This window comes from Paeniglutamicibacter psychrophenolicus (assembly GCF_030812255.1).
Lineage (GTDB): Bacteria > Actinomycetota > Actinomycetes > Actinomycetales > Micrococcaceae > Paeniglutamicibacter > Paeniglutamicibacter psychrophenolicus_A.
Window position 1 is genome coordinate 29,625 of the sequence record NZ_JAUSSH010000013.1, and the last position, 13,406, is coordinate 43,030.

15 protein-coding genes are annotated in these 13,406 nt (G+C 69.0%); 7 read left to right on the forward strand and 8 right to left on the reverse strand.

The window, feature by feature from the left end; translation table 11 throughout:
- Positions 1-2: 2 nt before the first annotated feature.
- Both J2T21_RS15775 and J2T21_RS15780 read right to left on the reverse strand, forming a co-directional pair.
- Positions 3-1,097 (reverse strand): ABC transporter permease, encoded by a 1,095-nt coding sequence (locus tag J2T21_RS15775; protein WP_307582576.1) that lies wholly within the window; start codon positions 1,095-1,097, stop codon positions 3-5.
- 140 nt (positions 1,098-1,237) lie between these two features.
- A complete protein-coding gene (locus J2T21_RS15780; protein ID WP_307582578.1) occupies positions 1,238-2,875 on the reverse strand; it encodes an ABC transporter substrate-binding protein in 1,638 nt (545 codons plus the stop codon).
- Positions 2,876-3,091: 216 nt separating this feature from the next.
- Between J2T21_RS15780 and J2T21_RS15785 the strand changes: the two genes are divergently transcribed.
- The gene (locus J2T21_RS15785) at positions 3,092-3,457 is read left to right on the forward strand and encodes a hypothetical protein (RefSeq protein ID WP_071213536.1); all 366 of its coding nucleotides are present in this window, start codon (positions 3,092-3,094) and stop codon (positions 3,455-3,457) included.
- Positions 3,458-3,986: 529 nt separating this feature from the next.
- Here J2T21_RS15785 and J2T21_RS15790 read toward each other — a convergent pair.
- Together J2T21_RS15790 and J2T21_RS15795 are read right to left on the reverse strand one after the other, a co-directional pair.
- Positions 3,987-4,295 (reverse strand): hypothetical protein, encoded by a 309-nt coding sequence (locus tag J2T21_RS15790; protein WP_307582581.1) that lies wholly within the window; start codon positions 4,293-4,295, stop codon positions 3,987-3,989.
- A complete protein-coding gene (locus tag J2T21_RS15795; RefSeq protein WP_307582584.1) occupies positions 4,280-4,600 on the reverse strand; it encodes an MFS transporter in 321 nt (106 codons plus the stop codon). The genes J2T21_RS15790 and J2T21_RS15795 overlap by 16 nt, the downstream gene beginning before the upstream one ends.
- Positions 4,601-4,726: 126 nt before the next feature.
- Here J2T21_RS15795 and J2T21_RS15800 point away from each other — a divergent pair, with 126 nt between their 5' ends.
- Both J2T21_RS15800 and J2T21_RS15805 read left to right on the forward strand, forming a co-directional pair.
- Positions 4,727-5,251, forward strand: a complete 525-nt coding sequence (locus J2T21_RS15800; RefSeq protein ID WP_307582585.1) for a tetratricopeptide repeat protein — start codon at positions 4,727-4,729, stop codon at positions 5,249-5,251.
- Between the two features lie 80 nt (positions 5,252-5,331).
- Positions 5,332-5,838: a hypothetical protein gene (locus tag J2T21_RS15805; RefSeq protein WP_307582586.1), complete on the forward strand. Its 507-nt coding sequence runs from the start codon at positions 5,332-5,334 to the stop codon at positions 5,836-5,838.
- A gap of 28 nt (positions 5,839-5,866) precedes the next feature.
- Here J2T21_RS15805 and J2T21_RS15810 read toward each other — a convergent pair whose 3' ends face one another.
- The 4 genes from J2T21_RS15810 to J2T21_RS15825 form a co-directional block, all read right to left on the reverse strand.
- Entirely contained in the window at positions 5,867-6,247 is a 381-nt protein-coding gene (locus J2T21_RS15810; protein ID WP_307582588.1) for a VOC family protein, read from the reverse strand.
- A 150-nt stretch (positions 6,248-6,397) separates the two neighbouring features.
- The gene (mnmA, locus tag J2T21_RS15815) at positions 6,398-7,534 is read right to left on the reverse strand and encodes a tRNA 2-thiouridine(34) synthase MnmA (RefSeq protein WP_307582590.1); all 1,137 of its coding nucleotides are present in this window, start codon (positions 7,532-7,534) and stop codon (positions 6,398-6,400) included.
- Entirely contained in the window at positions 7,531-8,766 is a 1,236-nt protein-coding gene (locus J2T21_RS15820) for a cysteine desulfurase family protein (RefSeq protein ID WP_373458049.1), read from the reverse strand. The genes mnmA and J2T21_RS15820 overlap by 4 nt, the downstream gene beginning before the upstream one ends.
- Before the next feature lie 120 nt (positions 8,767-8,886).
- Entirely contained in the window at positions 8,887-9,798 is a 912-nt protein-coding gene (locus tag J2T21_RS15825; protein WP_307582591.1) for a hypothetical protein, read from the reverse strand.
- Between the two features lie 135 nt (positions 9,799-9,933).
- On the opposite strand from J2T21_RS15825, the gene folP reads away from it, so the two are divergent.
- From folP to J2T21_RS15845, 4 genes are all read left to right on the forward strand, one after another.
- Positions 9,934-10,902, forward strand: coding sequence for a dihydropteroate synthase (gene folP / locus J2T21_RS15830; RefSeq protein WP_307582593.1), 969 nt, complete (start codon positions 9,934-9,936; stop codon positions 10,900-10,902).
- Positions 10,902-11,645 carry a dihydrofolate reductase family protein gene (locus J2T21_RS15835; RefSeq protein WP_307582595.1) on the forward strand — a complete coding sequence of 248 codons (744 nt, stop codon included), beginning with the start codon at positions 10,902-10,904 and terminating at the stop codon, positions 11,643-11,645. Before folP ends, J2T21_RS15835 begins: the two co-directional genes overlap by 1 nt.
- A gap of 175 nt (positions 11,646-11,820) precedes the next feature.
- Complete coding sequence (locus J2T21_RS15840; RefSeq protein WP_307582597.1) at positions 11,821-12,762, forward strand: J domain-containing protein; 942 nt, start codon at positions 11,821-11,823, stop codon at positions 12,760-12,762.
- 108 nt (positions 12,763-12,870) lie between these two features.
- Positions 12,871-13,341: a tRNA (cytidine(34)-2'-O)-methyltransferase gene (locus J2T21_RS15845; protein WP_307582599.1), complete on the forward strand. Its 471-nt coding sequence runs from the start codon at positions 12,871-12,873 to the stop codon at positions 13,339-13,341.
- Positions 13,342-13,406 lie beyond the last annotated feature (65 nt).

The window sequence follows — 13,406 nt, forward strand, 5'->3', positions numbered from 1 at the left end:
GGCTAGAACCTCACTCGCGGGTCGATGAGCGCGGCAATGATGTCCACGATGAAGTTGGTGACCGCGACGATGACCGCCAGCAGCACCACGATGCCCTGCACGGCCACGAAGTCACGGGCCGTGAGGTACTCGGCCAACATGAAGCCCAGGCCCTTCCATTCGAAGGTGGTCTCGGTGAGCACCGCGCCTCCGAGCAGCAGCGCGATCTGCAGGCCCATCACCGTGATGATGGGGATCAAAGCAGGGCGGTAGGCATGCTTGGTGAGCAGCCGGTATTCGGAGACGCCGCGGGAGCGGCCGGCTTCCACGTAGTCGCGTCCCAGGGTGCCGATGACGTTGGTGCGCACCAGCCGCATGAACACCCCGGCAGTGAGCAGGCCCAGGGCAACGGCGGGCAGGATTGCGTGCTGGATGACGTCGGAGGCCGCAGCCATGTTCCCCGAGCGCAGCGCGTCAAGAAGGAAGATGCCGCTGGGGTTCTGCAGGGACGTCAGGGCGAGCTCGGCGTTGATGCCGGCGCGCCCGGCAATCGGCAGCCAGCCGAGCCAGACCCCGAAGATGAGCTTGAGCAGCAGGCCCGCGAAGAACACCGGGGTCGCATAGCAGAGGATCGCGAAGACGCGCAGGATCGCGTCGGGCCAGCGGTCGCGCAGCTTGGCCGAGACCAGGCCGAAGGGAATGCCGATGAGCAGTGCGATGACCAGCGAATTGAAGGCCAGTTCCGCGGTGGCCGAACCGTAGGTGGTCAGCACCTCGGACACTGCCCGGTTGTCGGAAAGGGTGCGTCCGAAGTTGCCGGTGAAGACCTGCCCGAGGTATTCGAGGTACTGCACCATGACCGGGCGGTCGTAGCCGGCCGCGGCGATGCGCTCGGCCAGCTGGTCCGGGGTGAGGCGGCCGCCGAGGGCCGCGGTGATCGGGTCTCCGGTGACGCGCATCAGGAAGAAGACGAGCGTGACCAGGATGAAGATGGTGGGGAAGATCAGCAGGAAGCGGGTGACGAGGTAGCGTGCAAAGCTGCCCCCTGCCTTGGTGGGCGCCGTGATCGGCGACAGTGGTGCCGAGGGTTCATCGGCTAGTTCGGTGGTGATGACCATGGGATGGTGGAGTCCTAGCTGGAGAAATCAGTTTTTCCGTGGCGGCCGCAGGCCTGCGGGAGCACGATCCGCCGGATGGCGAAGGGTGCTCCCGCAGGCCGGGACGCGCTGGGTGGTGCGGTGTCCCGCGGGGGTGATGCCTACTTCGACACGACGCCCAGGCGGAACTTGAACGAGGCATCCAGCGTGGATTCCACGCCCTTGACGTCCGCACCGGCCACGGCCACCTGGGCACCCTGCAGCAGCGGCAGCGTGGAGAGGTCGCCGGCGACCTTGGTCTGGATTTCCTCGATCAACGCGGTGCGCTTGGCGCGGTCGGTTTCCACGCGCTGTTCGTTGATCAGCTTGCCGACCTCCGCATTGTCATATCCGTTGCCCAGGAAGTTGTCCTTGGCGAAGAAGGGCGAGAGGAAGTTGTCGGCATCCGAGTAGTCCGGGAACCAGCCCAGCTGGTACGCGGGGTAATCGGTGACGCGGGACTTCTGGTAGGTGACCCATTCGGTGGATTGCAGGTCGACCTTGAACAGGCCGCCCTCTTCCAGCTGGTTCTTCACCATCGCGTACTCGTCGCCGGAGCTCGGACCGTAGTGGTCGGGGTTGTACTGCAGCTTCAGGTTGATCGGGGTGGAGACACCGGCCGCCTCGAGCACTGCCTTGGCCTTGTCCAGCGACGGGCCGCCATCCTGGCCGTACATGTCCTTCAGGGGTTCGATGGCTCCGGTGAAGCCCTGCGGCACGTAGGAGTACGCCGGAATGTAGGTGTCCTTGTAGACCTGGGTGGCGATGGCCTGGCGGTCCAGCAGGTTGGCCGCGGCCTGGCGAACGGCCTGCGACTTTTTCGCATCCGCGTCGGAAGTCTTGGCACCGAAGGGCATGATGTCGAAGTTGAAGACGATGTAGCGCAGCTCGCCGCCGGCACCCTTGTGCACGGTTACCTTCGAGTCCTTGGACAGGTCCTCGACGTCGGTGGACGAAAGCGAGCGCCAGGCGACATCGATGTTGCCCTGCTGCACGTCCAGCTTCAGGTTGTTGGAGTCTGCGTAGTACTTGATGTTGGCTGCGGAGTTGGCCGGCTTGCCCAGCAGGCCCTGGTATCCGTCAAAGGCCTTGAAGGAGACCAGTGAGTTCTTGGCATAGGACTCGATGGTGTACTGGCCGGCGAAGGCCTTGCCCTTGATGATCGCGTCATCGTCAAGCACCTTGTCGGCGGGGAACAGCTCGTCGTCAACGATCGGGCCGACGGGGCTGGTGAGCACCTGCGGGAAGGTCTGGTCGTTGCCGCTCTTGAGCTTGAAGACCACGGTGGTGGCATCCGGGGCCTCGACGCTGGCCAGGTTGCCCAGCAGCGAGGAGGGGCCGTTCGGGTCTGCGATCTTCACCTGGCGGTCGAAGCTGGCCTTGACGTCCTTGGAGTCGAGGTCGGAGCCATTGGCCCACTTGAGACCCGGCTTGAGCTTGACGGTGTAGTCCGTGGGCGTGGTGAACTCGGCCGATACCGCCATGTCGTTCTCCGGCTCGGCGGATCCGGGCTTGGAATTCAGCAGGAAGGGGTAGATCTGGTTCATGACCATGAACGAGCCATTGTCATACGAGCCTGCCGGGTCAAGGGACGTGACCTTGTCGGTGGTACCCAGGGTGATCGGGGCACTTGTGGTGCCCTCGTCGCCCCCTTCACTGCCCCCGGGGGTGGCGGCCGGACCGGTGCAACCGGTCAGGACCAGGGCGGAGATGCCGATAACGGCAGCGGCGAGCCGCATCCCGTTCTTCTTGCGGGCCATGAGCAATCCTTAATCTGTCTGCGAGCACATGAGGTGTGAGTGAACCCACACGCCATACAGCCTAGGTGATCGCCGTCACCGAATGCCACTATCGAGTGATTCGGCACTCATTGGAATGCAAATGTGATCCTTGGCCTGCGTGATTGCCACTGCTCGGCCAGGCGGCGCCCGCCCCGCGTCGGCGCCGCAGGCACAAGTGGCCTAGGGTTAAGCACGATGATGACACGTAGAGACGCAGCGATTGCGTTGGATATCCCCATGGAAATGGCCAAGCGCCACGGCATCCCGGCGCGGATGAGCGAAGCCGAATTTGCCGAACTGAACGCCAATCCCCCGGCCTGGCTGATCCAGTCTCGCGCCAACCGGACCGGCAAGCGCCCCGTATGGGTCCAACTGACCTGCGCCGTGTGCGGTTTCACCGAGGCCGAGCGGCCCAAGAAGTGGTGGCCGGAATTCGACTTCGTGCATTGTGTGGAGCACGGCCCGGCGCAGCTGCCGCGGCTTGAGGAAGGCAAGACCCGCCTCGAGTACCCCGACATTTCCACGCGCATGTACGGCATCGTCGACGAAGCCAAGGCGTAGCGCACCGGTCCGCACGACCCACGATCCCGCCTGTCGACCGCATTCCGCGGCCGGCAGGCGGGATTTTTGCGTGTGAGCGGCCCGAATGCCGCCGGGCAGTGGCCGCGAAAGATGTCGTATGTGGTGTGCCCCAACAGCAATGCGCCGGATGCCTGGACGTCGATGACCGGCTGCCCGCAGGTTTGATGGTCTCCGTGCGGCGCCTCCCAGGTCGCCATCTGCTCGTCGTTCGCCTCACGCCCGGCGGCACCCGTCGGCGCCCAACCATGGCCGGTATCCGGGCGGCCTGCCCGCATCGCTTCGTGGGAAGGCCGGTTTCGACGGATTTTCTTGATCGGCTTCGATGGAGCTCCGGCTTCCCGGCCACACCGCCGGAAACCCGGTCCGCCGACTCCGGGCACCGCATGGGGGGTGCCCCCTTCGCTCCGGTGCCGACGGGTACGCCGCCAACGAACGCGGGTGCCTCGCGGGCATCGGTCCCGGCTCACGAATGGACCGTGGCTGTGGCCTCCCATGCCTGAAGGTCCGGTCACGCGATGACCGCGCAGCCGATGAACACCAAGGATCCCGCCAGGAACGGCATTGCCAGATCGAACACGGTCGCGAGCAGGCCGCCCAGGCCCGCGCCGGTGGCGAGACCGACGAGGGGCAAGGCCATGGCCGCGGCGAACATCAACCCGCCAAACGGCGGGCCAATGAACTCGTCGGCGACCAGCTGGGTGGCGGAAATCCGGCTGTTGGCCCGATCCAGGTCCCTGCTGCCCACCAGCGACGGGAGGATGGACAGGGCCGGGTGGTCCGCAGTCGTTTCCAGGAGCCCGATCAGGGCAAAAACCATGTACAGGGCGGCACCGATTCCGTTCCGGTGGCCACCAGAGCGGCCAGCGCCGCCAGCAGGACGCTTCCGCCCAGGTTGGAGATCCAGGGGATGGTTTTTCGGTCCATCCGGTCGACGATGGCGCCAACGGGCAGGACCACCAGGAACTTGGCCGTCGAATACACCATGGACAGCGCCGCGACCAGCAACGGGTTCGTCGTCAGCGCCGTCGCCAACAGCGGAATCGCAACGTGGCTGATGCCGTCGCCGAGGTTCGAGGCGGCATTGCCGGCCCACAACCTTCCGTGTTCCCTCCCCGGCGACATGCCGACAAATCCTGCAGGCGCCTCCGCCGCCCGCTGGACCGGGCCACGCGAGGGCCGCCCGGTGTCGCGTCCGCACGGGCAGCGGGGATCGGCCAAGTTGGTCGGCGGTTGTTGGATACTGGAGCGATGACACTGGATGATCAGCTCGAGGGGATCTTCGAGGCCCGCGACCGGAACAACATGCAGCCCACCATCGATGCGCTGTTGCCGATCCTGGAGCGGCACCCGGCCAACCCGCGGGTCTTGTACGAGGTGGGCGGCGCCTACGACACGGCGGGAGAGGAAAACACCGCGGCGTCGTTCTACGAGCGGGCCCTTGACGCGGGGCTGTCGGGCGACCTGTTGCGCCGATGCTACCTGCAGTACGGATCCACCTTGCGGAACCTCGGCGAATTCGCCCGGTCGGCAGAGCTCTTCGAGCGCGCCCGCGCTCGGTTCCCGGATTCGCCGTCGCTGGTCGTCTTCGAGGCGATCTCCCTCCATGCGTGCGGTCGGCGCGACGAGGCCGTCGCCGCATTGCTCGACGTGGTCGCCGCCGGCATCCAGTCCCCGGACCTGGAGCGGTACAAGCCCGCCATCCTCGGCAACGCCTCCTACATCCGCTCCCTGGCCGACGGGCCGAACCCCGCCCACCGTCCTGGCGGCCGATAGCAGCCACCGGCGGGCGATGGCCAGGCGGGGACGGGACGCGCCAGCCGCGGCCCCGCGGGGAGAACGGCTAGGCTGGCGGCATGACGACTGAACTTGCGCTTGCTCGTTCCCGCGCGGTGCGGGCCGCCCTGGCGGGGTTCGGGCTGGTGGCCTGCTACGCGGTTGTCGGTGCGTTGCAGATCCTGGTCTGGAACCCCTTGGCAGCGGTTCCGGGTGCCACGTTGGCCGAGATCCGCGCCCAGATGGCCGGGGCCCGCGAACATGCGGGGACGCCCCTGGTGGTGGCGTGGTCCCTCACCGGAATCCTGCTTGGCGCAGGGGTGTTGGTCGCGGCGCTGCGGCGGAAGATCTCGGCCGCCGGCGCCGTGACGCTGTCGCTGCTGCTCATCGTGCTCGGCGCCCCCTCGATAATGGTCGCTTCGTTCCCCTCGGGCATGGGCCTGGCCGACACCTTCGGCATTTCCGGCGGCGACCATGCCCCGTGGGGCGCTCTCCTCTACCTGGCCAGCGCCGCGGCACTGCTGCTTCTCCTGGTGCTCTTCCTGGTGCGCCGCCGTCCGCGGCCGATTCCGGTCCCGTCCGGCTAGCACCCGCGAACCAACTGACCGGTCGAGGTCATCCCGGGTTCTTCAGTTCCTCGACGGTTCGCGAGAGCAGGCAGAACTCGTTGCCCTCGGGGTCGGCCAGGACCACCCAGCTGACGTCCGGCCCCTGCCCGACGTCGGTGCGACGCGCGCCCAGGGCGAGCAGGCGCTCCAGCTCCTGCGCGGTGGAGACCCCGTCGGCACGCAGGTCGAAGTGCAGCCTGTTCTTGGTGCTCTTGGGCTCGGGCACCGCGAACACATCGATGGACGGCCAGGCACCGTCCCGCGGCCCGATGCCGATGCCCTCGTCATCTTCCTCGATCACGTGCCAGCCCAGCACGGCGCACCAGAAGTCCGCCACCACCCGTGGATTTGTCGCATCGAGGGCAATGGCGCCTAGTCGACTGGTCATGGCCACACGATAGTCGATCGTGCCCGGCCACGGAACAGCCCCGGCGCGGGCGGGGCTGTCGGGGCATCGCGCGGGCACGGCTGACCGCGCGCCGCCACGGCGAAGGCCCCGCCCGGTCGCTACGGGCAGGGCCTTCGGAGGCGTGTCGGATCAGGAAACGAGCGTCGGGTCCCAGGCGGTGGAGCGGGCCGAGTCGATGGTGGCCTGGCCCAGCACGCGGGTGCCCTGGTAGATCACCATCGTCTGGCCCGGGGCGACCCCGCGCATCGGCTCGATGAGCGTGGCGACCAGGACATTGGAGCCGTCCTCCTGCGCCTCGACGCGGGCGCGGGCATCGACCGGGTCCCCGTGCGCGCGCACCTGGACCATGCAGTCGAACTCGATGCCGGCGGACGCATCGGCGATCGGCAGCCCGGCCCAGGAGATCCGGATGCCGCGCAGCTCGTCGACCGCCAGCAGCGCCTCGGGGCCGACGATGACCTTGTTTTCCTTCGGGCGGATCTCCAGCACGAAGCGGGGCTTGCCGTCGGCGGCCGGGGTGCCCAGCTTCAGGCCCTTGCGCTGTCCGACGGTGAAGGCGTGGGCGCCCTCGTGCTCGCCGAGTGCCTTGCCCTCCTGGTCGACGATCGCGCCGGGTTCCATGTCGATGCGCTCGGCCAGCCAGCCGCGGGTGTCCCCGTCGGGGATGAAGCAGATGTCGTGGCTGTCGGGCTTGTTGGCCACCGAGAGCCCGCGGGCCTCGGCCTCGGCGCGCACCTCGGCCTTGGACGGGGTGTCGGCCAGCGGGAAGATGCAGTGCTCCAGCTGCTCACGGGTGAGCACGCCCAGCACGTAGGACTGGTCCTTGGCCCAGTCGGCGGCGCGGTGCAGCTCCGGGTTGCCCTCGACATCGCGGATGACCTTGGCATAGTGCCCGGTGCAGACCGCATCGAAGCCCAGCGCGATGGCCTTTTCCAGCAGCGCGGCAAACTTGATGCGCTCGTTGCAGCGCATGCAGGGGTTGGGGGTGCGCCCGGCCTCGTACTCGGCGATGAAGTCGTCGACCACGTCCTCCTTGAAGCGCTCGGAGAAGTCCCACACGTAGTACGGGATGCCCAGCACGTCGCAGGCGCGCCAGGCGTCGTTGGAGTCCTCGACGGTGCAGCAGCCGCGGGAGCCGGTGCGCAGGGTGCCGGGCATGCGGGAAAGGGCCAGGTGCACGCCGACGACCTCGTGGCCCGCCTCGACCGCGCGTGCCGCCGCAACGGCCGAGTCGACCCCGCCGCTCATTGCTGCCAAAACCTTCATCGTGTGAACCCTGTCCCTGCTGTTTGGATGCTGCTGACTTGTGCGGCCATGCCGGCCTTCTTGGCGCGCGCGTAGGCCTCGGGCAATGCCGCCACAAGTTTCCCAACGTCGGCGGCGCTCGATGTATGCCCGAGGGTGAAGCGCTGGGCCCCGCGGGCGGTTTCCTCGTCGCGGCCCATGGCCAGCAACACGTGGGACGGGCGCGGCACCCCGGCGGTGCAGGCCGATCCCGTGGAGGAGTGCACCCCGAGCATGTCCAGCACGAAGAGCAGCGAGTCGCCCTCGCAGCCCGGGAAGGTGAAGTGCGCGTTGCCCGGCAGCCGGGTCCCGGCGTGGGCCGGGTCCGCGGTGCCGTTGAAGACCGCTTCGGGGATGTGCTCGTGCACCCCGGCGACCAGTGCGTCGCGCAGGGCGGCCAGGCGTTCGGTTTCGGCCGGCAGGTTGGCCGCGGCCTCGGTGGCCGCCGCGGCGAACCCCGCGGCCGCGGCCGCGTTCAGGGTGCCGGAGCGCAGCGCCCGTTCGTGCCCGCCGCCGTGCTGGATGGGGGTGAGCACCGTATCCCGGCGCACGAGCAGGGCGCCGATGCCGACGGGTCCGCCGATCTTGTGCCCGGACACGGCCATGGTGGCCAGCCCGGAATCGGCGAAGGAGATGGGCAACGCGGTGAAGGCCTGGACCGCGTCGGAGTGCACCGGGATGCCGGCCTGCCCGGCGAGCGCGACAACCTTGTCGATCGGCTGGACGCTGCCGACCTCGTTGTTGGCCCACATGCAGGTGAGCAGCGCGATGGATGCGGGGTCGCGGGAGATTTCGGCGGCGAGCACCTCCAGGTCGATGACCCCGTCGGAGGTGACCGGCAGCCAGGTGATGGTTGCCCCTTCGTGGGCCTCGAGCCATTCGGCGGTGTCGAGCACCGCGTGGTGCTCGATGACCGGGACCAGGATGCGGGTGCGGCGTGCATCGGCGCCGTTGCGGGCCCAGTACAGGCCCTTGAGCGCGAGGTTGTCCGATTCGGTGCCGCCGGAGGTGAAGATGACTTCCGAGGCGTGGGCCCCGGCCGCGGCGGCGAGGCGTTCGCGGGATTCCTCCAAGACGCGGTGGGCGCGGCGGCCGGCGCCGTGCAGCGAGGACGGGTTGCCGGTCTGGGCCAGTTCGCGGGTCATGGCGGCCAGCGCCGCGTCCGACATGGGTGTCGTTGCTGCGTGGTCTAGGTAAATGGGGCTCGAGGACACCGAACAATTCTAGCCCTGTTGCGGGATTCCGGGGCGGAGTGATTGCTCACAGCCTGGCCGGGCCCCGGCCCGGGGACTGCACGGACCCCGCGGCAACAGCCGGCGGGGCGCCGTGTCCCCCTAGTTTTGTTCCCCGCCGAAGTATTCCCCGGCCAGTTCCCCCGGGTCGAAGGGAACGGTGTCGGCCTCGGGCAGTTCGTTGCGGGTGTCCCCGGCGGCATCGAGCCGGGAGTCGGCCTGGACCTCCCAGGCTTCCAGTGCCGCGCAGCCCAGCAGTGCGTCGATGAGCGCCCGGGTGCCCCCGACGATGGTGGAGTCCTCATAGAGTTCGGTGCTCATCAGCCACTTGCGGTCCTGGGGCCAGGCGAGGTTGGGCGACTGGCGCTGCTCCCCCAGCGAGGTCCGTGCCCACAGCGGGCTGGCCAGGTCCTGCCCGTCCCCGGTGAAGAGGTAGAAGGAGCGGTAGCCGGAGCCGATCTGCAGCGTCGGGGCGTTGCGCACCGCATCGGAGAATGCCGGGGCCTTGGCCTTCGCGGCGAGCTCGGCGGCGCGCTGGGCGTTTTGCCGCGCATCGAGTGCCGGGTCGTCCGCGATGACGACCTCGACCTGGTCCCCGCCGTGGATGAACGCGAGCCCGTTCCACAGGGCCAGGTGGATCTGCTCCGGCGTGGTGGTGTGTGCAACCAGCAGCGGGGCCATGGCGCGCAGCTCGGCGGCGCCCAGTCCGTCCCAGCCCGGGGCCTCGCCTTCCCAGGAGTCCTCGGCCAGCGGCACCCCGTCCTCGCCAATGCCGGAGAGTGCGGCGAATTGCGCCAGGGCGTGCATGGTGGTGCCGCGCCGTGCCGCGATCTGGTCCCAGCGCACCGGCTGCCCGTCCGGGCCCATCGCCGGGTGGAAGATCCTCACGTAGGCCTGAAAGCCGCGCGGGACCTGCCCGGCGACCAGGTTTGCGGCATCCGCATCCCCTCCTTGTTCCTGCAGCGCCGCCACGATCCATGCACCGGCATCCGGGGCCGTGAAGTTCAAAGTCATTCATTCAGGGTACCCATGTGCGGGGCGCGCCGCCCGCCGAACACCCGGCCGGGTGGCACCCGGGGCCGGTCCAATCCACGCAAGTCCTTCTAAAACTGGTAAGAATGGTATAACAGATCCCCGCAAGGAGCCCGCATGAGCATGTACCTTCCAGCCCTCCGCCACCCGGTCCACCGCTTTGCGCACCGCAGCATCGATTTCAGCTCGCGGATCGCGCTGATGGCCATCATCAACCGCACCCCCGACAGCTTCTACGATTCCGGGGCGACCTTTGTCCTGGCCTCCGCGGTGGACGCCGCCCTGGATGCGGTGGACGCGGGCGCCGACTGGATCGACATCGGCGGGGTGCCCTTCTCCCCCGGGCCCGCCCTGTCCTGGCAGGAAGAGGCCCAGCGGATCGTCCCGGTCATCGAGGCGGTTCGCGCCCACAGCGACGTGATCATTTCCGCAGACACGTTCAACCCCGAGGTTGCCGCCGCTGCCTTGGCCGCCGGCGCCGATGTCATCAACGACACCACCGGGCTGAGCAACCCGGAGCTCGGGCGGGTGGTCGCAGAGGCCGGGGCGCACCTGGTCATCACCCACTCGCTGGCCGCCCCGCGGACCGTCTACCCGCGCCCGCGCTACAAGGACGTAGTGGGAGAGGTCGCCGCGTACCTGCGCGAGAAGGTCGGCTTCGCCAGGTCCCTGGGGATCGGGGAGGACAAGATCATCGTGGACCCCGGGCACGACCTGAACAAGAACACCCGCCACACCCTGGAAATCACCGCCGGGTTCGAGGCCATCGCCGCACTGGGCTACCCGAGCCTCGCGGCGGTCTCCAACAAGGACTTCATCGGCGAGACCCTCGATGCCCCGAAGGCCGAACGCACCGCCGGGTCGCTGGCCGCGGCCACGATGTGCATCATGAACGGGGCGCGGATCATCCGCATGCACAATGTCCCCGAATCGGTTTCCACCATCCGGATGCTGGAGGCGGCAATGGGATGGCGCGAACCGGCATACCTGGCGCACAACATGGGAGATGTCAACGCCCCGGCCCACCCCGGGGCCCTGGGAGCCGCCGGCAACGCCGCGCGCACAGCGGCCCGGAAGGACGCCTGATGCGCAGGCTGCTTCCCGACCCCGCAGCGGACCCGGACGACGGGCAGCTGCTCGACTGGTACGCGCCCGGCGGCGGCACCGCACCCTTTGTCCGCTTCAACTTCGTCAGCTCGACCGACGGGGCAGCGAGCATCGGGGGGCTCTCCGGGGCGCTGGGCACCGCTGCGGACAAGCGCGTGTTCATGCTGCTGCGCCGGTTGGCCGATGCCATCGTCGTCGGGGCCGGGACTGTCCGCGCCGAGGGCTACGAGGGCGAGCTGCTCGATGCCGATTCGCGCGCCTGGCGCCTGGCGCACGGGATGCCCGAGCGACCGCTGCTCGTGGTGGTCTCCGGCCGCCTGGACCTGGATGCGCACAGCGAGCTGTTCACCCGGAACCCCGGGAAGATCCTGGTGCTGGCCTCCGGCTCGGCCGATCGGGGGCGCGCCGCGGCCCTGGGCGCGGTGGCCGAGGTCGTCTCGGCCCAGGCTCCGGGACCCGTCATCGACCCGCGCTGGATCATCGAGACCTTGCACGCCCGCGGCCTGCGCGTGCTCCACTCCGAGGGCGGGCCCACGCTGCTGGCCGATTTCCAGCGCGCGGACGCGCTCGACAGCCTGTGCGTGACCTACTCCCCCGTGCTGGCCGGCGGCGAAGGGCCCCGGATCGCCCGGGGCCGGCAGGGCGATGAACCCCGGCACCTGGGGCTGCACCTGCTGCTGGAGCAGGACGGCACCCTGCTGGCCGAATACCGCCGACGCTAAGGGCCGCACCCCGGGCCACGGCCCCGGGGACGGGGCGGGTGCATCCACCCAGCAAACCGGCACCCGGAACCGGTAGGATCGCTGCAGCGATACCGGGCTTTGGACCCGGCGCACTCCAGGGGCAAGGGACCCGCACGTCCCCTCCTCGACGCTCCCCGAACCGAAAGGCGGCCACGTGGCCCAGCGGCAAACCCATTATGAAGTCTTGGGCATTGCCCCCACCGCCAGCCCCCGGGACATCAAGTCCGCCTACCGCAAGGCGGCCCGGCTCACGCACCCCGACCACGGCGGCGACGCCCAGGACTTTGCCCGCGCCACGCTCGCCTACGAAACCCTCATCGACCCGGCCGCCCGCACCCGCTACGACCGCAGCTACGGCACCGAGTCCAGCTACCTGCGCGGGGGCGCCCCGGCACCCGGAGCCCACGGCACCGAACCGGCGCACCCCACAGGCGGCGGCGGGTCCATGCGCTTTGGCGCCTCGGGTTCCCGCCCCTCGGCCACCGACGCGACCATCTACCTGCCGGGGCTCGAGGAGCCCGGGGCCATCGACCGGGCCACCTCCATCCGCCAGGTCCACGGTGCACCGCGCAAGCGCGGCATCTTCGGCGCCCAGGCCCGCCTGGCCCGCGAGAACCGCTCGGTGCAGCTGCTCTCACGCCAGGTGCTCACCGCACTGCCCTCGGCCCGGCTCGTCAACGGGCTGCACGCCCCCGGCGGCGGGTACATCGACCACGCCCTGCTCGGCGGCTACCGCCTGGCCCTGGTGCATTCGATGCTGCTGCCCCGGGGCGTATACCGCTGGGACGGCTCGACCCTGTTGCGCGACGGCAAGCACATCGACCCGCCGCGCCTGGGACCGGTGGTGCACCAGATGCAGGGCCTCTTCCCCGAGCTGAACGTGACCGGGTGGACGGTGATCCTGTCCCCCGACGGGAACCTGCACGAACCGGTCATCGACTACGCGCGCGGCGCCGAACCCGGGCCGATGAACGTGCTCAACGTGGTCAACGCGGTGAACCTGGTGCGGGAAATGAAGATGTTCCTGGGCACCGGGCCGACCCCGCATGTGGTGGATCGCACCATTTTGGCCCGGCTCATCGGCGGAATGTACTAACCACGTGCGCTCCGGCGGCTCCCCCGGGCGGTCCCCGGAACCGCCGGTGAACCGCCGCGGGTGCGCCCGGCACCATGCGCGGGCCCGGCGCACCGTAAACTGGGGTGCGTGTTCCGAATCCTTTTTTACACTCCCGAAATTCCCGGCAATACCGGCAACGCCATCCGCCTGGCCGCGGTGACCGGCGCCGAACTGCACCTCGTCGAGCCGCTGGGCTTCGACTTCGAGGACTCCAAGCTGCGCCGCGCCGGCCTGGACTACCACGACCTGGCCGTGGTCACCGTGCACCCGGACATCGAATCCGCCTGGGCGGCCCTGGCCCCGGCCCGCGTCTTCGCCTTCACCTCCGAGGGCGGCACGCTCTACACGGAGGTGTCCTACCAGCCGGGCGACGTGCTGCTCTTCGGCCCCGAGTCCGTCGGGCTGCCGGCGGAGTTGAAGAACGATGCGCACATCACCGCCACCGTCAGGTTGCCGATGCTTCAGGCCCGCCGCTCGCTGAACCTCGCAAATTCCGCATCGATCGCGCTCTACGAGGCCTGGCGCCAGCACGGCTTCGCCCCCGGCGGCACACACTAAATCCCTAGCCTTCTGCCCTATGCTTACACGTGGCAATAACCGGCCACCCCCGCTCTTTGAAAAGG